Source organism: Pseudomonas sp. GW821-FHT09E12 (genome assembly GCF_059416085.1).
The window spans coordinates 527,890-551,187 of record NZ_JBWKOM010000003.1 but is presented as its reverse complement, the minus strand read 5'-3'; the positions used below and the strand labels follow the sequence as shown (position 1 = coordinate 551,187).

The following is a 23,298-nucleotide window of genomic DNA, read 5'->3' as shown; positions in this document are numbered from 1 at the left end:
GTCGCGTGACTGGTCGAAGCATCAGTCACTGAACCAGGAGAGTTTCATGTTGCGCTTTATCGTTCCCACCGCCGCCCTTCTGCTGGCCTTGCCGTTCAGTGCCCAGGCTGCATCGCTGCAAGACTTCGAACTGAACAAGACCCTGCAGAAAACCGCCGAGGAAAGTAACGTCGGCACGCCTCGGGAAGTCAACGAGAACATCCTCGACCAGGGTTATACCGTCGAAGGCAAGGAGCTGATCAACCACCTCAGCGTCCAGGCCGAACACGCCGAAAAAATGCGCGCCAACCCCAAGGCGGTCTACCTGCAACTGGGCGCCAGCGTTTGTCGTGACCCGAACTACCGCAAGCTGATGGCCAAGGGCGCGATCATGCGCTACGAATTCACCGAGAACCGCACCAACCGCCCGGTCGCTTCGGCGCGCTTCCAGGAGTCGGACTGCCCGGCCCCGACGAAGAAGAAAAAGTAATTCAGTGCCCCGCTGCGTGCCGCTGTTGATCATCGGCCCGCAGCTCCGCCAACAGGGCCTGCAAATAGCTCGAACGGCGTTCCCCACCTTCAAGCCGGCGTCGGCATTCCTCTTCAAGAGTCAGATGATTGGCGTCTGCCGCTGACTTCAGCAGTTGATACAGCTGCGCATCTATTTCCAGTACGACTTTGTGCATGACCAGCCTCCGTGCCCCACTCGCCATTACCTGCGCGACAACCCCGACCTGTGCATCCTGCCCTTTGACGCCAAGCTGTCTTGCTAGCGCTGTAACTTAGTAAATCAGAACCTCCACCGGTCGGCATGCGTTCAGACAGGCGGTGAAAACGCTGCACGCCACCGCTAATAAGTGATTGCCAGCCCCGACTTTCAAGGCCCATGATCAAGTCAGCGCGAATCATCATGAAGGTCTAGATTTCAAAGTGTTCATGCTGAATTTTCCTGGGTGGATCCGGAGGCCGCCCAAGCGCGTCTTGCAGTGCACATGCTTTCTAAATCAAGGAATAGCAGAACCTGTATGGATGGCCTGCTGGCCACGTCAGGGTTTTTCCACCCTGGCGAATCAGCCGCCAAAGCCGGGCTGACAGCGACACATGCAGTGTCGTGATACCAACGAATGCTTCGTTCGTGTCAAAGGTTCTGTGCAGAAGGAGAAGTTGAATGCCTTACGAACCGAATGACCTCCTCAGTCGTCATTTTCAGAGCAACGGTATCGACCTCAGCAAGGTCGAAGAACAACTCAACCTGATCGCCCCCAACAGCCCCAACATTCCTCTTTATCGCGACATGATTCTCACCGTCCTGCGCATGGCCCAGGACGATCTCAACCGCTGGAACGCGAAAATCACCCTGCAGGCCCTGCGCGAACTGGAACATGCTTTTCGCGTGCTGGAACAGTTCAAGGGGCGACGCAAGGTGACGGTATTCGGCTCCGCGCGCACGCCGATCGAACACCCGCTGTATGGCCTGGCGCGAGAACTCGGCGCGGCCCTGGCCCGCTCCGACCTGATGGTCATCACGGGCGCCGGTGGCGGCATCATGGCCGCGGCCCACGAAGGTGCCGGTCGCGATCACAGCCTGGGGTTCAATATCACCCTGCCCTTCGAGCAGCATGCGAACCCAACGGTGGACGGCACCGAGAACCTGCTGTCCTTCCACTTCTTCTTTACCCGCAAGCTGTTCTTCGTCAAGGAAGCCGATGCCCTGGTGTTATGCCCGGGTGGCTTTGGCACGCTTGATGAGGCGCTGGAAGTACTGACCCTGATCCAGACCGGCAAGAGCCCGTTGGTACCGGTGGTGCTGCTGGATGTTCCGGGAGGAACCTTCTGGCAAGGGGCGCTGGACTTTATCCACAACCAGCTCGAGAACAACCGCTACATCCTGCCAACCGACATGAAGCTGATGCGCCTGGCGCATAACACCGAGGAGGCGGTGGAGGAAATCAACCAGTTCTACAGCAACTTCCACTCCAGTCGCTGGCTGAAACATCAGTTTGTCATTCGCATGAATCACAAGCTCAGCGAACCGGCGCTCGAACAGATGCAGACGGCTTTCGCCGACCTGTGCCTGAGCGATCGCTTCCATCAACATGCTTACAACGTGGAAGAGCACAACGAACCGGAGTTCAGCCATCTGGCACGCCTGTCGTTCACCTTCAACGCCCGCGACAATGGTCGCCTGCGCGAACTGATCGACTTCATCAACCTGCCGGAAAACTGGGCGATGAATCAGGCCAGGACGCCACAACGCAATAGAGAACCGATCAAGGTCACTTGAGCGGAGAAGCAGCGGCCCGCGCATTCGACTCGCGGGCCCTACAGGTCAATCGTCCACCCTTCGGCCGCTCAACAAGCGGCCGATCATGTCCATCGAATATCCCCGATACCCCAGAAAGCGGCCTTGTTTGGCACGCTCCTTGGCATCTATCGGGAAATGCCCGGCAAACTTGCGCCGCCAGACATCCTCCAGTTGTGCTTGCCAGTCGATGCCGCTCTCACGCAAGGCGAGTTCGATATCGGCACGCTGCAAACCGCGCTGGCTGAGTTCTTCGCGAATACGCATGGGGCCGTAGCCGGAACGGGCACGATAAGAAACGAAACTTTCGAGATAGCGGGATTCGGATAGCAGTCCCTCTTCCGTCAAACGGTCAAGGGCTGTTTCGATCATCTCGGGAGAGGCACCGCGCTGACGCAGTTTACGCGTCAGCTCGACTCGACCGTGCTCGCGTCGCGCGAGCAGGTCCATTGCGGTTCGCCGCACCGCGACGAGGGTATCGAGTACGGCGGTCATCGGATCGATCAGATATCCGCGTCGGCCATGTCATCGATGGTCTCGTTGACCGGCGAAGCTTTGACATCAGCGGTCGGAGCCAGCAGCTTGTCGCGAATCTGCTTCTCGAGGGCGTTACCGATTTCCGGGTTGTCCTGCAGGAACTTGGCCGAGTTGGCCTTGCCCTGACCGATCTTGTTGCCCTGGTAGCTGTACCAGGCACCGGACTTCTCGAGGAAACCGTGCAGCACGCCCAGATCGATGATCTCGCCGTTCAGGTAGATACCCTTGCCGTACAGGATCTGGAATTCAGCCTGGCGGAACGGTGGAGCCACCTTGTTCTTGACGATCTTGACCCGGGTTTCGCTACCGACGACTTCGTCACCTTCCTTCACCGCACCAGTACGACGGATATCCAGACGAACCGAAGCGTAGAACTTCAGTGCGTTACCACCGGTGGTGGTTTCCGGGCTGCCGAACATCACGCCGATTTTCATACGGATCTGGTTGATGAAGATCACCAGGCAGTTGGCGTTCTTGATGTTGCCGGTGATCTTGCGCAGCGCCTGGGACATCAGGCGGGCCTGCAGGCCCACGTGCATGTCGCCCATCTCGCCTTCGATCTCGGCCTTGGGCACCAGTGCCGCCACGGAGTCGATCACGATCACGTCGATGGCATTGGAGCGCACCAGCATGTCGGTGATTTCCAGCGCCTGTTCACCGGTATCCGGCTGAGAAACCAGCAGGTCGTCAACGTTGACCCCCAGCTTGCCGGCATATTCCGGGTCCAGTGCGTGCTCGGCGTCGACGAAGGCGCAAGTGGCGCCCATCTTCTGTGCCTGGGCAATCACGGACAGGGTCAGGGTGGTTTTACCGGACGATTCCGGACCGTAGATTTCAACAATACGGCCCTTTGGCAGGCCGCCGATGCCGAGTGCGATGTCCAGACCCAGAGAGCCAGTGGAAATGGCCGGGATCGCCTGGCGGTCGTGATCGCCCATACGCATTACGGCACCCTTGCCGAATTGACGTTCGATCTGACCCAGGGCCGCAGCCAAGGCTTTCTTCTTGTTGTCGTCCATTAAAGTCCTCACGTAATCAATAAGGCCTGACGGCCAACACCTGTATAAGTAGCCAGTATTATTCCACAGCGTTCGTGGATCGCCTACCCCTGTTTTGAGATTTCTGCCGCGGCATGTTGCAGCAAGCCCTCTAGCGCGGCCTTCACCGTTTGTCGGCGGACGTCGTCCCGATTCCCGGCAAAGTGTCGGCACTCGGCCGTTACCGCCTCTCCCACGCCCCAGGCCAGCCATACGGTGCCCACCGGTTTCTGCGGCGAGCCGCCGTCCGGGCCGGCCACGCCGCTGACCGCCACGGCAAAACGCGCCCTGCTTTTGCCCTGCGCACCCCGCACCATCGCCTCGACCACCTCGCGGCTGACCGCGCCGACGGAAGCGAACAGCGCTTCCGGCACCGCCAGCTGTTGGGTCTTCTGCCGATTGGAGTAGGTCACATAACCCGCTTCGAACCAGGCCGAACTCCCGGGAATGCGGGTGATGGCCTCGGCAATCCCGCCCCCGGTACAGGATTCGGCGGTGGTGACGTGGGTATTCAGAATCTGCAGGCGCCTGCCAAGTTCAGCGGCAAGCTGGGTGATTTCGTTCACGGTCCTCTCCTGATCGGGTTGGCGGAGGTCTTACCGTACACGAGCGATACGCGCTTGCAAGGCACGGAGCGGATCAAAATGTTTAGCGGTTCAAAGCCCTGACGTAGGCCTGGCACGCCTGCAGGGCGATCAGTCCCTGGTCGCCGGCATCGGTGATACCGATAATTCGTTGAGCATGCGCCGGGTCAAGTCGGGCTCGCGGGGCTCCATGAACCACGCCGCCGGTGGCGGGGGTGGCAGGCACCGGGCAGCCGCCGGCGCTGTCATCGGCGGCGAGGAGGACTGACAGGCGCAGATCAGCAGTGGCAAGACGGTCGCGCAGGCGACCTTGATCACGTTGTGCATCGTTCAAGGCTCGGTAATGGGTTTGGTCGCTGGCTTGCAGCTGTTGCTCCAGGGCCAGGCGTTTATCCTGCTCGTCCCGCTGCCGGGCAGCGGCCGCCAGGTTCAGCTGACTCAGCGCTTCGCCGTGCAGCCTGGCCTGCTCCGCCAGTTGCCGGCCAAAACGCCACTCCTGAACCTGCCAGGCCAGCGCCCCCGCGACGCCGGTCACCACGGCCAGCAGCACGACAACAGCCATTGCCCGGTAAGACAGGGGCATCAGGCCGAAGGCTGGCATAACACCTCCCGCGCCCGCGCCCAGAGCTGCAGACGATCCTCCAGGCCGTTCAAGCCGCCGTTGATACGACGGGTGATGCTGTTGAACTGGTCGCGGTCGGCCAGTTCGTTAAGACCGTTCTGCTGCCAGAACCAGGCGGCCGACTCGGCGGCCCACTGCGGCTGTTCCAACAATTCGGGCAACGCCAGCAAACGCTCGTCACCGAACAGCCCAAGGCTGCATTGCCGGTAGTTGTTGCGACCGGTGACCTGGATCAGACCGCGGCCACGGTATTTCTGGCCGTCGCCATCGGCCTCCGGGGTATTGCCCAGACGGGCCGCCAGGCTGCCGGTGTCGTATTTGCTCAGGTACTGGTCATTGCCCAGCTCCCGCACATAACGCAACTGCCCCGACTCATGACCGACCTGCGCGAGGAAGGCGGCCATGCGTTTGGGTGTGTTGATATAGCGGTTCAGCATGGCGGTGTTAAGCGCAGAAACAAAAACGCCCGCTTGGGAGCGGGCGTTGGGCATGATGCGTTGAATCATTTCAGGGGTGACGGGCATTTCACTCCACCTCCTCTATATCGAGGACGCTCAGAACAGACAGGGTCATTTATGCTCCTGCAGAACAGGTTCAAGCCAACCCGGCTCGACAGGCCGATACTCGGCGTTCGGAAAGTCGGCGGCCGAAGGCCAATCCCGCAATCCCTGTCGATAGGCCAGCAGCTCCTTGAACTGCTCGGCACTCAGCGTCGTACCTTCGCCCATGTCCATTTCTTCGTTATCACGAATAACCAGCCACTGAGTGGACTCCAGCATCTTGCTGCGCCAGGCCCTTTCAATCGCCTCAGCTTTCCGCGCAGAAGCGTCTGCAGTCGATACAGCAAGAGCAGAAATCAAACCGATGCTGAGGGACGGTCTTGCGACAATAGAAGGAAAACTCGAGGACTCCGGCCAGCTACGCAAAGCCCGACGGTAGGCTTGTAAGTTCTCATAGTCAGCAATTGATATCGTTGTATCGATCCCAGCCTCCAGCTCATCGCGATGCCTTGCGACGATGCCATCGGTTTGTAGCAGCTGCGAATCACGCCAGACACGCTCAGCCCCATCCGACTCAGTATTAATCGTGATCGGTTGTGGCTCTCCGCCATAACTCAGCCATTGCAAGTAGGCAGCCCAATCGCGATTGGCCAAGTCTTCTGGAATAAAAACTGAATCGGCAAGGCGATAGACCCCATTAGCGGTCAGTTGATAACTCATATGGTTTCCCCCCTATAGTTCGGCATCAGCCGTTGCGTGGATGTAATAGGTCTGAGGTGCCACTGCCACATCCGAGTTGTACACCCAGGCTCCTCGGGTAGAGACTGAATAGGGACGCGCATTGCCGGACGAAACTGCATCGGTGCCAGAGCGCCACTGACCAACAGTTCCGGTCTGCGAGGTCCTGTACAGGGTAATACTGGGAGTCGTTCTTTTTTCTACCTTGAAAGACCACTGTGCCAAGGGTTGGGAAGCCGAGCCCACCTGTCCCTCGATGACGATTGATATGAGAGCCCCCGTAAGAGAGCTTGATGTATCGCCTGGCTGAATGTCCTGCCTGAGTGTTTTCTCGTAATAACGTTGACACAGTATCAACTCATCGGCGGGAGTTCTAAACTCAAAAGGCGTTGAAACTGCGCCTTCTTCAAGTTGAATTTGCGCCAGGTCGATTGTTTGCAAGACATTCAACGGCAAATCGAAGGCCAACCTAAGAGAGTCGTTCTCCGCGCCACCCAGGACTTTGCCTGCAATCGATGGAATCTTCACAGTCGCTGTATAACGCGCCCATGTACTGGTTAACTTGAACGTCCCCACAGTCGTGACCACAGACTCCGAACCACCGCCAAAAGACTGAGTCACCGTCACCGTTATGTTTCTCTCCGCATCCGCTTTTGCCCAGAAAGTCACAGTTGCCAGCTTTCCGGCCAGGGTTCTAACAGACTCAACATACTGTGAAATCTTATGTGTATTTGCCCCAGCACCGGCTGTGACTTGCTGCCAACGTAGAAAAAATCGTGGCTCATTGGGAACTTCTGTTTGTCCCAAAGTAAAGCTCTGACGCGAAATATTGACTCCAGCATTGCCATTCCAGTCACAACGAAACCGGTCTGCAACATACCCTCCAATATTGGTCCCCTGGTTAGCAGGCCCGCGCTGCCAGATATCGAAGTTCCCATTAATCACATGGTTCTTTCGATAGACCTGAACCGGAAATGCTTGCACCGGATCCAGCTTGGCAAGCTCTTTGATAGCCAGTGTTAGCTGATTGTTCTGATCCTCTACAGGAGACATTCCTGCCGCATCGATTGCATTAACAATCTCTTGGGTGACCGCATTCCCCCAACTCGCTGGGATTAGAGACCCTGGCGTTCCAGCGATCGGGTTTTCATCGACAAACTTTCCGTTTACCAAGCCAGCACTCGGTACACTCTTTGGGTAGTCCACTGTCTAGCCCTCACATATAAAGAATAAAAAACTTCAACATTCAGAAACTGTCCAATACCGAACGACAAGCTCAATCAGAATCGGACACCTTCACCGTTTTTCTGACTCGTGTCCTTTTCGCTGCAACACCCGTAGCACCGGAAGTCATTCTCAGCACTGGTCGATTCGCGGCGGCAGGAAACTTTCGAGACTTTGGCCAACTGCGCAAATCACAGCGATAGGCTTGCAAGGCGTTGTAATCGGCATCGGACAAGGTGGTGGCGGTTTGCGACTCCAGTTCATCGCGGTGCCGGGCGACCAGCCCGTCGCTCTTGAGCAACTCCGAGTCACGCCAGACGCGTTCAATTGAAATCAATTGTTCAGGCGAGGGACCGGCAGGGTCGACAAGAATAGGCGCGCCGTTGTCATTGGCCACAATCCGCTTGCCCACGCCCTGTCCGGCAAAGAGTTCGGCATATTCAGCCTGGCTGATTTCAACCGCACCTTCTGGCGGAACCTCGTTCGCAGAGGTGACAACATCGAAACCGAGGGTTTTCGCAAAAAAATAAATCTTCATGGTTATCGCCCCCACACAACTATGCGCCCGGTTATACCCGCGGCCACTCTAATGGTCCCAACTTCGACCGATCTGACACGGGCAACAGCGGTTGAAGTATTTGATGCACTCAAATCAAACGACCAGACCGTAACGTTCGCACCGCCCCAACCTGCGGGATAGCCTTCGTCAGCAATACCTCCCAATATTGCATTGGGAAACTTTATGGGTAATGACAGGGACATAACGCCATTGGCGTCAGACCCACCTAACACCCACTGTTCAATCAAACCGCTCGGATATTTTTGATAACCCGCTGTCGAAAGCTGAGCCCCATACAGTGCTGAGTATTTAAGACTGGCCGTACCATAAAGGGTCCAAACACCTGATTCCCGAACCAGATTCGCACTTTCACCACTACTCATCACAATGGAGTTCAGAAAATTCCCTTGTGGACTGATTTGCGCCCCACTCTTGCTGGCAATGGTAACCACTGCACTACTACGGCAATGCAAGCTGATTGTCGCACCACTTGGAACAGTCGAAACATCCGGCAGTGTGACGGTATAACCGGTGGTCCCACCCAGGCCGATCGAACAACCGACATCGGCAATGGTCAGTTGCGTGCTTTCCGATATTCCTCGAGCGCTGGAGTAATTACCCAGCGCGCGCTGTACAAACTCTGGAGTAGCGACCGAGCGACTCACGTCAAAACGAGGAGGTGTAGAAAAGAGCGTTGGACTGCGTAATGCACCCAGCAGTTGATCATTCGCCCCCTCGTCCGGCGTCATACCCGCCGCCTGAACTACACCGAGAATCTCTTGGGTAACGCTATTCCCCCAACTTGCCGGAATAAGCGAACCTGGCGTGCCGGCCAGTGGGTCTTCATCAACAAACTTTCCATTCACCAGCCCTACACTGGGCACACCCTTTGGATAATCCAATGTCGTACTCCTGATAATAAATTCTGTTGGCCCACCTGCGGACCGGGGTCATGAGGCAGCCAACTGCGCGCCCATAAAAAACGTCCGCTTGAAGCGGACGTTTTTATTGATGAGCGCGATGCAGATAAATACGCTGCTGATCCATTTGAAATGAACGCAGCATTCGATCAATCGGCTGTATGAAAAAAACTCACTGACCACACTGGAATCGGTGGGCGGTCGATCATCTCGGGAAAGCTATCGGAGGCGGGCCAATCGCGCAGTGCCTGGCGATACTCGAGCAACTCCAGATACTGTTTCGCCGTCAGCGTCGTGCCCCGTCCCAGCTCCTGTTCATCACGATGGCGGGTTACCAGCCATTGGCTGTCCGTCAACACGGACTGGCGCCATTTGCGCGCCTGGTCCGGAGCATCCTCCTCAGTCGCCTTGCCCCGTACTTCGGAAGCAAGCGCCACTGCTGCCGCCACGTCCACCACGGGGGAAAGCGGCGCAACCTGTTCGGGAAGGTGGATCGGCTTCCCCAGCTCAACCTCGACACCCTCAGGGACAGCGACCATCGAACTGAGAAAATCCGCGGCAAACAGCTGGGAAATCATGAAGCCACCGGTCTCGATCAGCTCGACGACAACGTCGTCTTCGACTCGTGCATAGAGGGCCATTATTCGTACTCCCAGATTTCACAAAAGGCATTGCCGCCGGAGCCGCTCACATACGAAGTAGATGGATTGCTCGAGCAGCTGCCGCTGCCGCCGGAACCTCGCTGTCCCGCATTGCCATTGCCATTCACCCCGTTGAAGGGCCCGCCGCCATCGAATGGACTGGCAGCCCCCCATCCGGAAAGCAGGCCCCAATTGGGATTACTCATCGCATAACCACCCGTTGCACCACGCGCATTGGCAAGGTTGCCACCCGTTACGACTTGGCCACCCATGCCGCCCTGGACAAATCCAGGGGTGTTCGACACGAAGGTCAGAATCTGCCCCCCTCCTCCCCCTGCAGCGCTCATGAGGTTGCCAAACGACGCTGCGCCTCCCGCGGCCCCAGCACTGGTTCGAGCGGCCCCACCAGCGCCCAATGTGACGGGTACACCCGCCAACATTTCCGGAGTCACGTCGTAGAGGCTTTCCGCATAGGCACCAGCCCCTCCGCCACCGCCCAGGCTTTGATAAGTAGCCGCTACCGGCGGACAACCGGCACCTGAGCCTCCCGCGCCGACCAGGCGGACCCGAATCCGCCTGGCCTTGGGGTTGGGGCGATAGACCGTGACGCCAACGGTGTCGAACTGCTTCACCGCCAACAGGCGTCCGCTAGCATCTGTGATGCCATATCCACTCAAGGTGGTTGGAGTGTTCTTCAGTTTGGTGAAGTCGACCAGTGCGGCAATCGCCAGCGCCAACTGATCGTTTTTCGCTTCCTCCGGCGCCAGGCCGGCAGCCTTGATGACATTGAGGATTTCTTGCGTCACCCCGTTGCCCCAGGCAGCGGGAATCAGCGATCCCGGTGTGCCCGACAGAGGATTCTCATCAACAAACCAGCCGTTGACCAAGCCAACGCTGGGTACACTTTTCGGATAATCCATATCATTGCCCTGCGATCCCCCTAGCTCAGGGAGCTCTGTGCGAAAAGCTGCCCACTTTGCAGTGAGCGCCATAGCATGTTTACGAAAGACAGGCCCGACAGAAACCCGTTCAGTCGCCGGCAACCTTGCGAATCGCCTCGATCGCTGCCTCGCAGGCGTCTTTCGCAGCTTCCTGCTTGCCCTTGCTGGCCTGAACCCGGATGCGCTCTTTTGCCTGCAAGCGCAGCGTGCGAAGTGCGAGCAGCTTGCTGTTGAGCTCGGCTGCCTTGGCGAGAATCTGATCGGCCGCTTCCCTGGCGGTACGGCCTTTCACCACCCAGGCGCTTACCGCGAGAGGCACTGCTTTTTTCGGGTAGCCGGCCTCCTTGAACGCCTGGGCGTCGCTGGCGGCCTGGGCATACTCCGCGGCCTTGAGCGGATCGCCACTGATCATCTGCCGGGCGGTGTCAGCCTCTGCATCCACTCGCCGGCACAGTTGCTCCGTCTCTTGCTCCGCGGCTGCCGCGGCCTGCTGGGAGTCCAGCGCCAACTGGCTGCCGTCCCAGTAGTGAGCGGCAGAGGGTGGAGGTACATCGACCCGGATCAGCTCGCCATCCAGCACGAAATGCAGTGCATCTTTGCGCTTCCATTGTTCGGCAGTGACCGGTAGCACCTTCATGGTCGGCGCAGGAGCGGCATAGGCGAATTGATCGAGGTCCTGCCAATCGATGACCGTCCCCGATGTCACGCAATAAAGAATCTGTTTGCTCATGTTTTCACCACTCGATCAGCATGAAACCCGGAGCGCCGTTCCCGCCAGGTTGCGCAAGGCCGGAACCCGCAATGTAGTAGCCTCCAGCTCCACTGCCGCCTGCGCCATAACCAAAGGCTGGCTTACCAGGGACCCCGGAGGACGTACCCGACCTTGCGATACCTCCACCCGCACCGAATGGCCCGCTGGCCCCTGCCCCACCTATACCGGCAACAGTATTGGGCGAGACATCCGTAGCATCACCTCCTGCCGGAAAACCATTGCCTCCTGGAGGACCTGGCACATAACCAGAGAGATTGACCCCAGGGGGACCTCCATTCCCACCAGACAGCGACAGCAGGGAGCCGGCTGTACCGACCAATGTATTTCCCCCACTGGTCGCCAATACCGCGCCATTGCCACCCACCCCGGCCGCCCCAATCACCACGGGAATGACCTGCCCCGGCGTCACGGAGACAGGAAAGCGGATAACCGGCTGCCCGGCACCGCCTCCACCACCACCGGAAGCAGTCGCACTCGTGCCTCCCGGGCAGGCGCCGCCACCGCCCCCACCCGCACACCCACTCAGCCAGATCTTCGTCACGCCCTCCGGCACGGTAAAGCTGCCATTGGCGGTGAAGCGCTGAATGCCGAGCCCTGCGCTCTTGCGGCTGATGCTGCGGATCGCGCTCAGCAGTTGCGTCAGGTTCGCCTCGCTGGGCGTCAGGTCGGCCGCCGTGATCACGGCCAGCAGTTCCTGGGTCACCCCATTGCCCCAGTCCGCCGGAATCAGCGATCCGGGAGTGCCGGTCAGCGGGTTCTCATCGACGAACCTGCCGTTGACCAACCCGGCACTGGGCACACTCTTCGGATAATCCATCGGTCTATCCCCTAGTCATAATTGATATGCACCCGCGTATGGGCCGGCGCGCTGCGGTGGATCTGGCATTCCAGGGCCGAGCCCGGGTTCATGCCGAAACGTTCGCCCCAGTAACTCGCGCCAAAGCGGCGGCCCAGGAGCAGTCGTCCGCCGGTGTTGAGCGTCCACATGAATTGCGCCTGCCAGGTGCCGAAATGCGCTTCACCAAACCGCGCGCGGCCCATGCGGGGGGCTTCGTGCTCGGTGATGGTGGCGTTCGGATAACCCTGGCTGCGGGCGATCTCGACGTAGTAGGCGAGCGCCTGGCTGCCGACAGCCAGCAGCCGCCGGCGCACGGCCAGGCGGCGGTCGTCGAACAGTGGAGTCGCACCCAGGCAGGGGTCGGGCAGGTTCATCACCCGTTCCCAATCCGGTACCAGCTCGCTGGCGCCCGCCGGGTCCATTTCATTGAGCAGGTCGGCAGCGCGGGCGTCGAGGCGGGCCAGTTCCTGGGACACGCCTTCCAGCACCTCCTCAAGCTCCGGCACCCGCTCCGGGTCCCAGGCTGGGCCGCTGGGCAGCAGGCTGCGCAGCTGGCTCTGGTATTGCGCGGCGGTTCTTACTCCAGCCATACGCAACCTCCGAACGTCAGCAACTGGTTACTGGCGGCGGGAACATCCGCGGCCGGCGCGCTGAGCCGGTGATCGTTCTCGCCGGCGGCACTGCTGATGGCCTCGCGGATATGGCTGATCAACAAGGTGTCGCCCAGGCCGGCCTCGCGGTTGTGCAGGTCGCGCAACTGGGCCTCGACCGCCGCGCGCACCGCGCTGGTGTCCGGCGACAAGCGCAGGCTGTAGGTCACGGGCGACTGCTGCGGCGCCAGCACATGCAACTCGGCCGTCACCGGACGCAAGGGTTCGATGTAGGTCTTTACCTCCGCCAGTTGCTCGGCATTCGGGATCGGTTGCGCATCGTCGTCGCGCATCACGAACAGGCCCACGGTGCCTGGCCCCAGGTAGCTGCCACGGCACCACGCCCGGGTAATCCCCGGGCACTCCAGCGCCCAGGTCTCATAGTCCTGGGCCGAGCCGCCGTGGGGGATGATGCGGTAGGAGCGGATCACCCGGGCACGCAGCGACTCCAGGCTTTCTGCGGCGACGCCGCCGCTCAGGCCGGGGGCGAGCACGGTGAAGCTGTTGCCGATGCCCTGGATCGGTTGCACCGGGATCAGGTTCAGGCCGGCCTCGGCGTTGCCCAGGGTGCCGGCGTCGAGGGCCTGGACGGTGGTGCTGTTGTTGCCGGCGCTGGTGGTGCGGGCGGCGGTGACTTTGTAGGTGCGGCCGTCACTGGCCTGCAGCAAGGTATCGACGTCCAGCACCGCGCCTGCCGCCGCCGTGAAGCTCACCGAACCGCTCGCCGCCTGGGCGGCCTTGCGCGGCTGGTTGAGGCGCAGCGCGGCGATGCGTTCCAGGGTCGACTCGTCGGCCTTGTCCGGCAGGATCTGATCGGCGATCCAGTCCAGGTAGCCGTAAAGGCCATAGGCAGCGCCACCGAGGGCGCGGGCCAGCACTTGCGCATCGGACTGGCGCAGCGCATCGCTGGCCAGGTCGCTTTGGGTGCGCTTGATCAGCACCGGCAGCGAAGGGGTATCAAAGGGCATAGGTCACCTGCCAACTGTTATCGGGGTTGATGTCCAGGCGTTCACCGTTGGCCAGGACCAGCGTCGTGCGCAGGTTCAGGCGCTGGTCGTCGAGACGTTCGCTGATGATCTCGACCGCGCTGCAATGGCCATCGTCGATCAGCCATTGCAGGGCTTCGCGGGCATAGAACTCGGCGTCGAGCTGGGTCTGGCGGGTCAGCTTGACCCGCCGCAGCAGCCACAGACGCGAGCCGATGCGGTCGTCGGCCACGGTGGGAAAGCTGTCGCCCCACCAGCCGAAGCGCTCCTCGTCGTCCAGCGGGTCGTCGTCCGCCGCGCGACGCCAGGTGAACAGGCTGATCAGCACGGAACGGGTCAGTGCGCGGTGCAGGTCTTGGCTGATAAACATCATTGGCCTCCCGCCGGCGCGCCGGTCTGCCCGCTACCCGACTGCACGCCGCCATGCACGTGCTTGATCTGGCTGATGCCGCCAGCGACCTGGTCGCCCTGGGAGACGATCTTGCCGGTCTGGGTCAGGGTCGGGGTGTCGATATGCACCGCGCTGCTGGCGCGGATATTGAGGGTGGCGGTCTCGATGTCGATGATCCGCCCACGCTTGAAATGAATCTTGTCGCCCTCGTCGGTGTAGATCGCCACTTCGCCGGGGGCCAGGGCCTTGAGGCGAAAACGGCGGTCGGCGACCACCAGCACGATGGCATGGGAGCGATCGCCGCCGAGAAAGGTGGCGATGCCTTCGGCGCCGGCCAGCGGGTTGCTGGTGAAGCCGTAGGGTTCGAAGTGCTCCATGTCGTCGTTCACTTCGCCGGCGGTCAGGCGCATTTGCAGCGATTGCAGTTTGTTGGCCGAGTTGGCGAGCACGACAGTGCCGCGCGCCAACAGGCGTGTCAGTAGGCTCATGGTTTTTTCCTTGCCCCTTGTGCAGGAGCGAGCTTGCTCGCGATAGCGGCCTTACAGGCACACCGTGTCGCCCCCATCGCGAGCAAGCTCGCTCCTACACTACCGGGGGGTTTTAGGCTTTCGGTGGCACCGGACTGGCGTCGAAGGTATGGGGCGGCGCCACCTGCAGGGTGGTGATCGAGCCCTGCTCGGAGAGCGAGTAGGTGACCTTGGAAATCAGCAGGTCCTGGTCGAAACCCAGCACCGGGTCGATCACCCGGACCAGGGTGTTGTGGCGCCATAGCTCGCCGTTGCTCTGGCGCCAGCCCTGCACCTTGTAGGTGCTGGTCAGGGCCTTGCCGGTGCGAATGGCGCTTTCCCAGTCGGCCCTTTGCTGGGCCAGCTCCTGGGTCAGCTGGGCCGGTTCGTTGATCACCGTGACCCGCTTGCGCTTGGCCGTGCCGTCGCTGGCCACGCCCGACACTTCGCTGACCGCGGCGCCGCTTTTCTGGTCGTTGCCCTTGTGCTGGCCGATCACCCGGTATTCGGAAAACACCTGGCTGAAGTCCATCGGCGCGCTGGCCGAGAGGATGTTCTTGCCCAACTCCAGCACATCCACCGCGCGCCCGCCGCTGCCCGGCCGGGCCAACAGCACCCGGCCTTCGGCATCGTCGGTGGAGAACACCCGGAACAAGGTCAGCAGGCGGTCGATGGACTGGAACACGGTTTCCCCAGGCACGATGCTGTGGCTGCTCAGCCGCGTGGTTTCCGCGATCTCGCTGACCACCCCGACGCCGTAGGACGCGGCCAGGGCCTGGACGATTTTCAGCAGGCTCTGCTCGCGCCATTGGCCGGGCTGGTTGATCGCCGCGCAATCCACCAGGTCCTGGGTCAGGGAACTGCCCTCGATGCTCAAGCCGATCTGCCGACCGTCATAGCTGATCGGCGCCTTGAACACATGGCCGCTGAGCAACAGCTCGGCGCCGATCCGCACCTGGCACTTGGCGCCGGGACGGATGCGCTGGTCCAGGGTCTGCCCCGGCCATTGCCAGGTCACGTCGAGCTTGAAGGTGCGAAACTGCCGCTCCAAGTCGGCGCTGATTTCGACGCTTTTCCAGCCGCCGTAATCCTGACCGTCCACCGTCAACAGCACCCGGTTATCGAAGTTGCCCATGGCTCACTCCCCCGCGACTTTGACGTTGGTCGGCGGCAGGAAGCCGGGATGGGCCACGCCGTTGCGCTGCTGCACTTCGGCCGCCCGGGTGGCATCGCCGAACAGCCGATAGGCGAGCACCACCGTCGGCAGGCTCTGCATCGGGTTCTTGACCACCAGCCGCACGCCGGACGAAGCCACCGCGGTGAGGTGGCCGTAGACCAGCTGACGCAGGCCGTTGAGCACCTCGTAATGCAGGGCGTCGGCTTTTTCCGCGGCCTGCCAGATCGCCTCGTTGATCGCGTTGCGCAGCGCCAGCACCTCATCGGCCACTGGCACTTCCGCACGGGTCACCGGCTGGATCGCCTGCTTGGCCAAAGGCGGCGTGCTGCTCAGCTTGACCGCCGGGGTCGCCACCGGTAGCGACGCCACGGCCTGGGCGATCCGCACCAGCACGGCGTCCTGCACCAGGTCGGCCATGGCTTGCGCCGCGGCGGTGGTGTCCTTGCCGGTGGTGAGTTTCGGCGTGTCGATCTTCTTCACCGCCTCGACCTGCTGCGAAACGTTGGCCAGCACGCCGCGGTAACCGTTGCGCGCATAGTCCTTGAGGTCCTTGATGTCCCCCAGCAAGCCCTTGAACTCGGCGCTCACTTCCTTGGGCAAGTCCTTGATCGCCCGCACCAGCAGGTTGAGATCGCGGTAGGTGTCGATCAGCGGCTTGAGCTCCTGCTCGATGGTCTGGTAGACCTCCTTGAGGCTGTTGCGCAGGTCGGCGATGCCGATGCGCGCGGCCTTGACCAGGGTCATGGCCTCCTCGAAGCGGCGTACCGCCGAGCCGATAAGGCTGTCGGCCGACACCAGCAACAGCTGGCGGGTGTTGACCGTGGCGCTGGGGAACTGCAACGGCTGGTCGGGGTAGAACTTCAGGGTGAAGGTCACCAGGCCACCGTCCTGGCGGCTCTGGGTCATCTCGCATTCGCCGACCTTGACCTGCAGGCGCCCCAGCCACGGGTGCACCAGTTCGCCGCTGCCCTGCTCCAGCGCCTTGAGCAGCTTGTCGCGCTGCTCAAGGCAATCGGCGCCGACGATGAACGCCGTCAGGTCGTGGGTCCGCGCCTGCCGCCCCAGGCTCTCGTAGAACGGCAAGTCACGCTGCGGGTACTCGTGCAACTGGCCCTTATGGCCGACCGGGGTTTTCGCCTGGTCGACCCAGAACCCGACGCCACGAAACGACGCCGGCAACAAACGATCACGCCAGCTCATTGGAACCTCCTAGCGAAAGTGAGCGGTAGCCGACACGCGACGACAGCGCCACGCCGGGTTGGTTGATTTGCGGCGCACTGGTACGCAGGCCCGCCGGGGCGTTTTCGAAGCTCACCGTCAGCCCGCCCTGCAATTGTGTGCGGTTGTTGGCCGCGCTCTGCTGCAGCAGCGAGGTGGAGCTTTGCGGCAGGCCGGCGGAAAGCGCCGAAGAACCCGGCGCCGGCTGGCCGCCACCGAAGAACGCCGGCGCCAGCGCGCCTTTGCCTTCGGCATTGGTTTGCCGCTGCGCCTCGGTCAGGTTTTCCACCTTGCCGGTGACGCGGGCGACGAAACCGGCGAAACCACCGTCGAACAGTTCCCTGATCGGTGCGATCACCGCCTGCAGCCGTTGCCACAGGCCACTGAACCACTCGGTGATCGGCTCCCAGTTCTTGATGATCTGCCCCAGGGGCGACCACTCGAACAGGCCACGCATGAATTCGATGGCCGGCGCCGACAGGGCTTTCAACACCTCCCAGAGGGCCGCGAACACATCGCTGATGGGCTGCCAGTTGGCAATGATCTGCCCCACGGGCGACCACTCGAACAGGCTGACAAAAAAGTCCTTGATGACCTGCGCCGCGCTTTTCAGGGTTGCCCAGATGGCGTCGAAGTAGGTGCCGATCGTGCCCCAGTTATTGATCACCATCCCCAGTGGCGAGGTATCGAACAACGTGACGAAGAAGTCCTTCACCTGTTGCGCCGGACCTTGCAGGCCGGCCCAGAGCGAAGCGAAGTAAGCGCTGATGGCGCCCCAGTTGTTGATCACCAGCCCCAGTGGCGAGCTGTCGAACAGCCCGATGAAGAAGGCCTTGACCCGCTGCGCCGGACCTTGCAGGCCGGCCCAGAGCGAGGCGAAGAAACCGCTGATTGCTCCCCAGTTGTTGATCACCATCCCCAGCGGCGTCCAGGCGAACAGGCCTTTGAGGAAGTCCATCGCCGGAACGGACAACGCCTTGAGCAACGCCCACAACGCGGAAAACAGGCCGCTCAGGGGCGTCCAGTTTTCAATCACCAGCCCCAGCGGCGTCCAGGAAAACACCTGCTTGAAGAAATCGACCACGGACGCGGCCATCGCCTTGAGCTGTTCCCAGAGGCCGGCAAAAAAGCCGGTGATCGATCCCCAATTGGCGATCACCATCCCCAGCGGGGTCCAGCCGAAGACCGTCTTCAACCCCGCCATCAGTTGCACGGCGGCGTCCTTGATGCCCGCCCAGAGGGTGACAAAAAACGCCGACAGCGGCTCCCAGTTGGCCACGATCAGGCCCGCCGCCACCGCGATCCCCAGGGCGATCAGGCCGATGGGCGAGGCCAGCAGGCCGCTGCTGAACAGGGTCACGGCGGACGAGGCCAGGGTCATGGCGCCGCGGATCGCGGTGAAAGCCAAGGCGCCGGCGGCGAGGCCCTGGACCAGCTGCGGGTTGCTTTCAATGACCTTGGCCACAAAGCCCAGCAGCGGTTGCACGGCGGTCACTACCGAGTTGACCGCCGGCAGCAGCGCGCTGCCGAACTTTTGCGAGATGTCGTCGACGCTGTCGCTGAACGCCTTCAGGTTAGTGCCCGTCTCGCCCAGCACATCCTTGGGCGGTTCGATGCCCTGCGCCACCAGCTTGGCTCGCGCCGCCTGGTTCTCGAATTCGATGGCGGAATTGACTCCCGCCACGAAAGGCGCGGCCAGGCCACCGCCCTTGATCAGGCCGGAAAAATCCAGCCCGCCCAGGCCGCTGTCTTCGATGCTTTTCTTGAAGCGGCTGACTTTCGAACGCACCTCGCCCAACTCGGCGTCCAGTTTCTGCATGCCTTGCATGACCACCAGCATGTTCACCGTGGTCTGCACATTGGTCACGCTCAGGCGCTGTTTGATGCTCGTCTGATTCAAGCTTTGATTGATGTTCGCCATCACTGCACCTGCTGCATCGCATTGATCCGTTGCGCGTGCTCCAGGGACTCCCGGAGCACATCCAGTGGCCTGGCCATCATCTGTTCGGGGTCAACCTTCCAGAACCAGGCCAGGTCATAGGCAACCGCGATCAGGTCGCTGATGGCTCCGATGCCGCACTCATGAAAAAACTCGCGACCGCCCAGCTCAGGGCGTTGAGGTCGGCCAGGTCGAGCTGGTTGACCGAGGACGGAGGGATGCCGGCACAGACCGCGATGTACTTGGCCGCGACATCCATGTCGAGGCTGACTTCTTCGCTCTTGTCGATCTTGTACGGCAGCGCCTTGATCGCCCGCACCTCCTGCACCGTCGGGCGGCGCAGGGTCAGTTCGGTCAACGGTTCGCCGTGGGCTTCGATGGCCACACGCAGCTTTACGCTATCACTCATTGCCAGGTCCCCTTGATGCCTTCGAACTTCAGTTCGATGCTCGCGTCGTCACCCTTGGAAACCGGCTCTTCCACCAGGTAGGCGCCGGCCAGAACGTAGACCTTGCCGTTGCTGAACTCGCAGGTGACGGTCATGTCGGAACCGGCCACCAGCTGCTTGAGCGGGAAGTCCGGGGTGTGCAGCGCCGTGACCTTGAAGGACGGGGCAATGTCGGTTTCCTTGTAGAAGCCCGGCACGATGGTTTCCCGTTTCACGGACATCAGCGGCGCTTCGCAGCCGCCGTTGATGGTCAGTTGAGCGCCGTCCACTTTGACGTAGCAGGTGCCCGCAATCAGTTGACCCATGGTGTTTCTCCCAAAAAATGAGCCCGCACCAGGCGGGCTGGAAAAGCGCAGTGAAAGAGGCTCGGCTTAGGCCGCCGCGTCGTACTGCAGACGGAATTGGTTGAGCAGCGCGAACACTCGCAGGCCGTTGATGTAGTCCGGCGGGAACAGCACGTTGACCCGGCTCGGGTCCTGGCTGTCGCGCTCGACGATCAGGTGCTCGGCGAACAGCTCGGCGTTCTCCACGTGGCCTTCCAGTTCGAGCTTGGCGTACTGGGCGATCAGCTCGCCGCGAATGGTGCTCGGGGTCACGATCGGCTGGCCGGCGCCGAAGCGGGTACCGTCGGCGGCCAGTTTGTGGCGCCCGTACTTGCTGGTGATCACGCTTTGCAGGCGGCGCACGATAAAGGCCGACTGGTGCATGGTTTCGCTGTCCAGGTAGGAGTTGTCGGCCTGCCCGTAGGCGTTCTTCTGGTAGGTGGTGATCGAACGCTGGATGCGCACGTAACCGCCTTCGTAGTAGGCGGTGGCGATGCCGTAGCTGAGCAGCGATTGACGCTCGGTCAGGGTGAAACGCTCGCTGGCCGGCGCCGGATCGACACCCGGCAGGCTGCCGCTCTGGGTCGGACGGCTGGCATCGGCGGAGATGAACACCGAGGTGCGCGCGGCCAGTGCCGCGGCCTGCACCCAGAACGGCTGCGGTACGCCCGGCTCCAGGGCCTGGATGGTGATGTGCTGGTCGTTGCGTGCTTGCCCTGCCGCCACCAGGGTGCCGACGGTGCCGCGCTTGGCGCTGTAGACGTGACCGAACAGTTGCTTGGCCCAGGACCAGCGACCGGTGCTGTCATCCATGACGGCTTGCCAGGCGTTGAGGGTCGCGGTGTCGGTCCACGGCATGCAGATGAACTCGAAAGGTTCATCGCCCAGGGCCGCCAGTGCGGCAACCTGATCCGGCACGCCGGCGCCGCCGGCCATTTTGCCGACCGTCACGCTCAAGCCGGCCGGGGTTTCTTCGCCATTGCTCTTGCCCAGGCGGTTGAGCTGCAGGCTGATGTCGTTCGCACTGTCGCCGGTCCATTTGGCGGTCAGGGTCAGGGTGCCTTCGACCGCCGCGGCGCTCACCGGCAGGTCGGCAGCGGCATTGATTTTCAGCGCCAGCGCGCTGGCGGCCTGAGCCGCGGTGGCGGCATTGACGATGGCGGCCTGAACCCGCACACCACCGACATACAGGTTGAGCACGCCGCTGGCGCTGGCGGTGCCGGTGAACTTCAGCTCGGCCTTGGCCACGCTGCCTTCGACGTTGTGCAGCGGCAGGCACCAGATTTCACCGACCGGGTCGGTCTTGCGCCAGGTCTCGTACATGGAAGCGAGCATCGAGCCCTGACCGCCGATGCTCTTGGCCAGCGCGACGCTGGACACCAGCACCAGCTTGCCGGTTTCGGCCGGCGCGACGTTGTCGTTGACCTGGGCCACGATCAGTCGGCGCATCGCCGAAGAAGCGCTATTGGCCGCCGAATTGTCCATCTCGGCGTAGAACAGCGGCACACGAATGTCCGCCGGAATATTGCTGAATCCGATCGCCATTATTTGGCTCCTTGTGGTTTGGCCGCCTTCACGGCCTTGAGGGTGATATCGCCATCGGCCAGACGCCGGCGCCACCAGGCGTTGTCGTCGACTTCACGGCCTTCCAGCGGCAGCAGGTCGCCGGCTTCGGGGTCCGGCACGGCGCGGCCCGCGGCCGGCAGCACAGTGATGCGTTTGCTCATTGCGTTACGTCTCCAGAGAAAGTCAGTTCCAGGCGCCCGTCGGGCCCCGGGTGTTGCAGGTTGGGGTCCGCCGGATCGATGGCATCGACCCGCACCGTGACCCCGGTAAAGGACGGCAGGCCGTCCAGTTCACGCTCGCGCCAGGTTTCCGCCGGCTGGCTGGCCAGGTTGCGTCCCAGCTGGAACTCGGCGAAAAAGCGCAGCTGATAGAACAACCGCGTGGCGCTGAGCGAAACCAGCTCGCCCCCGTCGTATTCGATCGGGTTGTAGTCCGCGCCCGGCTTGAACCCCACCAGCGCCCGCCACAACTCGGCACGCAGGCTTTCGAGTTGCTCCAGGGCCTGCCGGCTGTCGCTGGCGTCCAGCACCAGGGTGATCGCCAAGCGGTCGCGGATGGCCTGGCGGGTAACGTTCTGCCCGGTGCTCGGGCTGGCCAGATCGGCGATCGGCGTCACATGGGCACTGGGGGTGGGCAACGCGGTATTGCTTTGCAGCAGCGCGAGATCGACACCGACGGCCACCTGATTGGCCAGGCCGGGGCAGTGATCGCGCAGTTGCGTGAGGATCGGAGTGATCTTCATGAAGAAGCTCCACAACGGGGTGAATGGGAAACCTTCAGGCGCGGCCACAAGCGATCGCCCAGGCAGCGGGCGCCCGGGCAACAGGACGGAGTCGTAGAAAAAAGGACGCGGGAGAACAGGATGCCGAGCAAGGGCCAGCAATTAAGGCTGTTGCTCCAGGCAGGTAGCCTCGATCAGGCAGCGATAATTTTTTTCGCGATTGCCGCTGGCAGTCACCTTGTCGATCGACCAGGTGCCCTGCATGAACCCCGGCCAGCTGTTGTCCAGCGACACCAGCCCCTCGGCCGACAGCGCCGGATCACCGGGACAGTCGATCTTCAACTTGATCGCTTCGCGCTCGATGCGGCGCATGGCGCCCTGAGCTGCGCCGCGGGCCTCGCCCTCTGCCGGGTAACGCTGGCGCAGGACCTGGAAAGGAGCCTGCCCCAGGCTGACCACACGCTCCTTGCCGGCCGCCGAATCCCACCAGGTAGCCTTGCAGCCCTTGTGCTTGGCCCGGCCGTTTTCATCGATGCTGGCCGAGATGAACGCCGTATCCCCCGGGCGGTTATCCCGGGTCACGCTCAAACGCACCGGCGAAAGGATTTTCCCGGAGAGCGACTTCGCCTGCCCGCGCAGCGCCAGTACATACATCTCGTTGAACGGTTTGGTGACGGCATCGTGCGGGCGGGCAATACGCGTCAGAAAGCCCATGTCGGTCTCGTTGCACTGATCGACATGCGGGATCGGGATCGAGTCCAGTTCAGGCGCCACCCGCGGTGAAAAACCGTGGCGCGAGGTCAGCTGGCGAAACAGCGCGCCGAGGGTCGTGGGGCCATGGCTGGCGGAGCGGCGCTGCTTGAAGCCGGTCGCATCCGCCACCTTGAAGGGGGCTGCGGTAGCCACCAGGGTCAGGCGCGGCGGGAACAGGTTGGGCGTGCGGCGGGTGATGACGAACTCGCCACGATCCACCAGCCCCGACTCCAGATAGCCCACCCGCAGGCCGACCTTCCCGCCCAGCTCGGGGAGCCCTTCCAGGCCTTCGATATCGAGGGTCAGCGAGAGCTGGTCGGACTCGATGCCCGCGGCGTCGATGTGCGTCCAGCTGATCAGCCGTTCGTTGAAGCGTGCGGCATTGGCGCCGTAGAGCTCAATGCTCGGGGTGAATCCCAGGGTCAT

The 23,298-nt window shown here is 61.9% G+C and carries 29 protein-coding genes; 2 read left to right on the top strand and 27 right to left on the bottom strand.

From position 1 onward, the window contains the following. Positions 1 to 46: 46 nt before the first annotated feature. Positions 47 to 469 (top strand): PA3611 family quorum-sensing-regulated virulence factor, encoded by a 423-nt coding sequence (locus AC07PQ_RS11070; RefSeq protein WP_009042441.1) that lies wholly within the window; start codon positions 47 to 49, stop codon positions 467 to 469. Position 470: 1 nt separating this feature from the next. Here the strand turns inward: AC07PQ_RS11070 and AC07PQ_RS11065 are convergent, their stop codons facing one another. Continuing rightward, positions 471 to 665, bottom strand: coding sequence for a hypothetical protein (locus AC07PQ_RS11065; protein ID WP_007923939.1), 195 nt, complete (start codon positions 663 to 665; stop codon positions 471 to 473). Positions 666 to 1,147: 482 nt separating this feature from the next. On the opposite strand from AC07PQ_RS11065, the gene AC07PQ_RS11060 reads away from it, so the two are divergent. Continuing rightward, entirely contained in the window at positions 1,148 to 2,263 is a 1,116-nt protein-coding gene (locus AC07PQ_RS11060) for an LOG family protein (RefSeq protein ID WP_007923940.1), read from the top strand. A gap of 45 nt (positions 2,264 to 2,308) precedes the next feature. Here the strand turns inward: AC07PQ_RS11060 and recX are convergent, their stop codons facing one another. The 26 genes from recX to AC07PQ_RS10930 form a co-directional block, all read right to left on the bottom strand. Continuing rightward, on the bottom strand, positions 2,309 to 2,776 hold the full coding sequence (gene recX, locus AC07PQ_RS11055) for a recombination regulator RecX (protein WP_007923941.1): 468 nt from the start codon (positions 2,774 to 2,776) through the stop codon (positions 2,309 to 2,311). An 8-nt stretch (positions 2,777 to 2,784) separates the two neighbouring features. Continuing rightward, positions 2,785 to 3,837, bottom strand: a complete 1,053-nt coding sequence (gene recA, locus AC07PQ_RS11050) for a recombinase RecA (RefSeq protein WP_007923942.1) — start codon at positions 3,835 to 3,837, stop codon at positions 2,785 to 2,787. Between the two features lie 83 nt (positions 3,838 to 3,920). Continuing rightward, a complete protein-coding gene (locus AC07PQ_RS11045) occupies positions 3,921 to 4,421 on the bottom strand; it encodes a CinA family protein (RefSeq protein ID WP_007923943.1) in 501 nt (166 codons plus the stop codon). Positions 4,422 to 4,503: 82 nt separating this feature from the next. Further along, entirely contained in the window at positions 4,504 to 5,040 is a 537-nt protein-coding gene (locus tag AC07PQ_RS11040) for a lysis system spanin subunit (protein ID WP_493185499.1), read from the bottom strand. Next, positions 5,022 to 5,585 (bottom strand): glycoside hydrolase family 19 protein, encoded by a 564-nt coding sequence (locus AC07PQ_RS11035; protein WP_493185498.1) that lies wholly within the window; start codon positions 5,583 to 5,585, stop codon positions 5,022 to 5,024. The genes AC07PQ_RS11040 and AC07PQ_RS11035 overlap by 19 nt, the downstream gene beginning before the upstream one ends. A 45-nt stretch (positions 5,586 to 5,630) precedes the next feature. Beyond that, a complete protein-coding gene (locus AC07PQ_RS11030) occupies positions 5,631 to 6,281 on the bottom strand; it encodes a phage tail assembly chaperone (protein WP_493185497.1) in 651 nt (216 codons plus the stop codon). 12 nt (positions 6,282 to 6,293) lie between these two features. After that, positions 6,294 to 7,505 carry a carbohydrate-binding protein CenC gene (locus AC07PQ_RS11025; RefSeq protein ID WP_493185496.1) on the bottom strand — a complete coding sequence of 404 codons (1,212 nt, stop codon included), beginning with the start codon at positions 7,503 to 7,505 and terminating at the stop codon, positions 6,294 to 6,296. A 70-nt stretch (positions 7,506 to 7,575) separates the two neighbouring features. Continuing rightward, positions 7,576 to 8,061, bottom strand: a complete 486-nt coding sequence (locus AC07PQ_RS11020) for a tail fiber assembly protein (RefSeq protein WP_157173144.1) — start codon at positions 8,059 to 8,061, stop codon at positions 7,576 to 7,578. Between the two features lie 2 nt (positions 8,062 to 8,063). After that, the gene (locus tag AC07PQ_RS11015) at positions 8,064 to 8,984 is read right to left on the bottom strand and encodes a gp53-like domain-containing protein (RefSeq protein WP_493185495.1); all 921 of its coding nucleotides are present in this window, start codon (positions 8,982 to 8,984) and stop codon (positions 8,064 to 8,066) included. Positions 8,985 to 9,151: 167 nt separating this feature from the next. After that, the gene (locus tag AC07PQ_RS11010) at positions 9,152 to 9,643 is read right to left on the bottom strand and encodes a phage tail assembly chaperone (protein ID WP_493185494.1); all 492 of its coding nucleotides are present in this window, start codon (positions 9,641 to 9,643) and stop codon (positions 9,152 to 9,154) included. Continuing rightward, on the bottom strand, positions 9,643 to 10,563 hold the full coding sequence (locus AC07PQ_RS11005) for a glycine-rich domain-containing protein (RefSeq protein ID WP_007923956.1): 921 nt from the start codon (positions 10,561 to 10,563) through the stop codon (positions 9,643 to 9,645). The genes AC07PQ_RS11010 and AC07PQ_RS11005 overlap by 1 nt, the downstream gene beginning before the upstream one ends. Before the next feature lie 109 nt (positions 10,564 to 10,672). After that, on the bottom strand, positions 10,673 to 11,314 hold the full coding sequence (locus AC07PQ_RS11000; RefSeq protein WP_493185493.1) for a hypothetical protein: 642 nt from the start codon (positions 11,312 to 11,314) through the stop codon (positions 10,673 to 10,675). 4 nt (positions 11,315 to 11,318) lie between these two features. Then, a complete protein-coding gene (locus AC07PQ_RS10995) occupies positions 11,319 to 12,173 on the bottom strand; it encodes a glycine-rich domain-containing protein (protein WP_493185492.1) in 855 nt (284 codons plus the stop codon). A gap of 11 nt (positions 12,174 to 12,184) precedes the next feature. Further along, positions 12,185 to 12,784, bottom strand: a complete 600-nt coding sequence (locus AC07PQ_RS10990; protein WP_007923959.1) for a YmfQ family protein — start codon at positions 12,782 to 12,784, stop codon at positions 12,185 to 12,187. Next, positions 12,772 to 13,812 carry a baseplate J/gp47 family protein gene (locus AC07PQ_RS10985; protein ID WP_493185491.1) on the bottom strand — a complete coding sequence of 347 codons (1,041 nt, stop codon included), beginning with the start codon at positions 13,810 to 13,812 and terminating at the stop codon, positions 12,772 to 12,774. Before AC07PQ_RS10985 ends, AC07PQ_RS10990 begins: the two co-directional genes overlap by 13 nt. Next, positions 13,802 to 14,200 carry a phage GP46 family protein gene (locus AC07PQ_RS10980; RefSeq protein WP_007923962.1) on the bottom strand — a complete coding sequence of 133 codons (399 nt, stop codon included), beginning with the start codon at positions 14,198 to 14,200 and terminating at the stop codon, positions 13,802 to 13,804. Before AC07PQ_RS10980 ends, AC07PQ_RS10985 begins: the two co-directional genes overlap by 11 nt. Then, positions 14,200 to 14,709, bottom strand: coding sequence for a phage baseplate assembly protein V (locus AC07PQ_RS10975; protein WP_007923965.1), 510 nt, complete (start codon positions 14,707 to 14,709; stop codon positions 14,200 to 14,202). Before AC07PQ_RS10975 ends, AC07PQ_RS10980 begins: the two co-directional genes overlap by 1 nt. Before the next feature lie 112 nt (positions 14,710 to 14,821). Next, the gene (locus tag AC07PQ_RS10970) at positions 14,822 to 15,862 is read right to left on the bottom strand and encodes a phage baseplate assembly protein (protein ID WP_493185490.1); all 1,041 of its coding nucleotides are present in this window, start codon (positions 15,860 to 15,862) and stop codon (positions 14,822 to 14,824) included. A gap of 3 nt (positions 15,863 to 15,865) precedes the next feature. Next, the gene (locus AC07PQ_RS10965; RefSeq protein ID WP_493185489.1) at positions 15,866 to 17,104 is read right to left on the bottom strand and encodes a DNA circularization protein; all 1,239 of its coding nucleotides are present in this window, start codon (positions 17,102 to 17,104) and stop codon (positions 15,866 to 15,868) included. Further along, entirely contained in the window at positions 17,091 to 19,043 is a 1,953-nt protein-coding gene (locus AC07PQ_RS10960) for a phage tail tape measure protein (protein ID WP_493185488.1), read from the bottom strand. Before AC07PQ_RS10960 ends, AC07PQ_RS10965 begins: the two co-directional genes overlap by 14 nt. Before the next feature lie 130 nt (positions 19,044 to 19,173). After that, complete coding sequence (locus AC07PQ_RS10955; RefSeq protein WP_007923972.1) at positions 19,174 to 19,470, bottom strand: phage tail assembly protein; 297 nt, start codon at positions 19,468 to 19,470, stop codon at positions 19,174 to 19,176. Then, positions 19,467 to 19,814: a phage tail tube protein gene (locus tag AC07PQ_RS10950; protein ID WP_007923973.1), complete on the bottom strand. Its 348-nt coding sequence runs from the start codon at positions 19,812 to 19,814 to the stop codon at positions 19,467 to 19,469. The genes AC07PQ_RS10955 and AC07PQ_RS10950 overlap by 4 nt, the downstream gene beginning before the upstream one ends. Before the next feature lie 66 nt (positions 19,815 to 19,880). After that, positions 19,881 to 21,377 (bottom strand): phage tail sheath subtilisin-like domain-containing protein, encoded by a 1,497-nt coding sequence (locus tag AC07PQ_RS10945; RefSeq protein WP_053259823.1) that lies wholly within the window; start codon positions 21,375 to 21,377, stop codon positions 19,881 to 19,883. Further along, positions 21,377 to 21,559, bottom strand: a complete 183-nt coding sequence (locus AC07PQ_RS10940; protein WP_087091402.1) for a DUF2635 domain-containing protein — start codon at positions 21,557 to 21,559, stop codon at positions 21,377 to 21,379. The genes AC07PQ_RS10945 and AC07PQ_RS10940 overlap by 1 nt, the downstream gene beginning before the upstream one ends. Beyond that, positions 21,556 to 22,140, bottom strand: a complete 585-nt coding sequence (locus tag AC07PQ_RS10935; RefSeq protein WP_493185487.1) for a phage tail terminator protein — start codon at positions 22,138 to 22,140, stop codon at positions 21,556 to 21,558. Before AC07PQ_RS10935 ends, AC07PQ_RS10940 begins: the two co-directional genes overlap by 4 nt. A 141-nt stretch (positions 22,141 to 22,281) precedes the next feature. After that, positions 22,282 to 23,298 (bottom strand): hypothetical protein, encoded by a 1,017-nt coding sequence (locus AC07PQ_RS10930; protein WP_009042421.1) that lies wholly within the window; start codon positions 23,296 to 23,298, stop codon positions 22,282 to 22,284.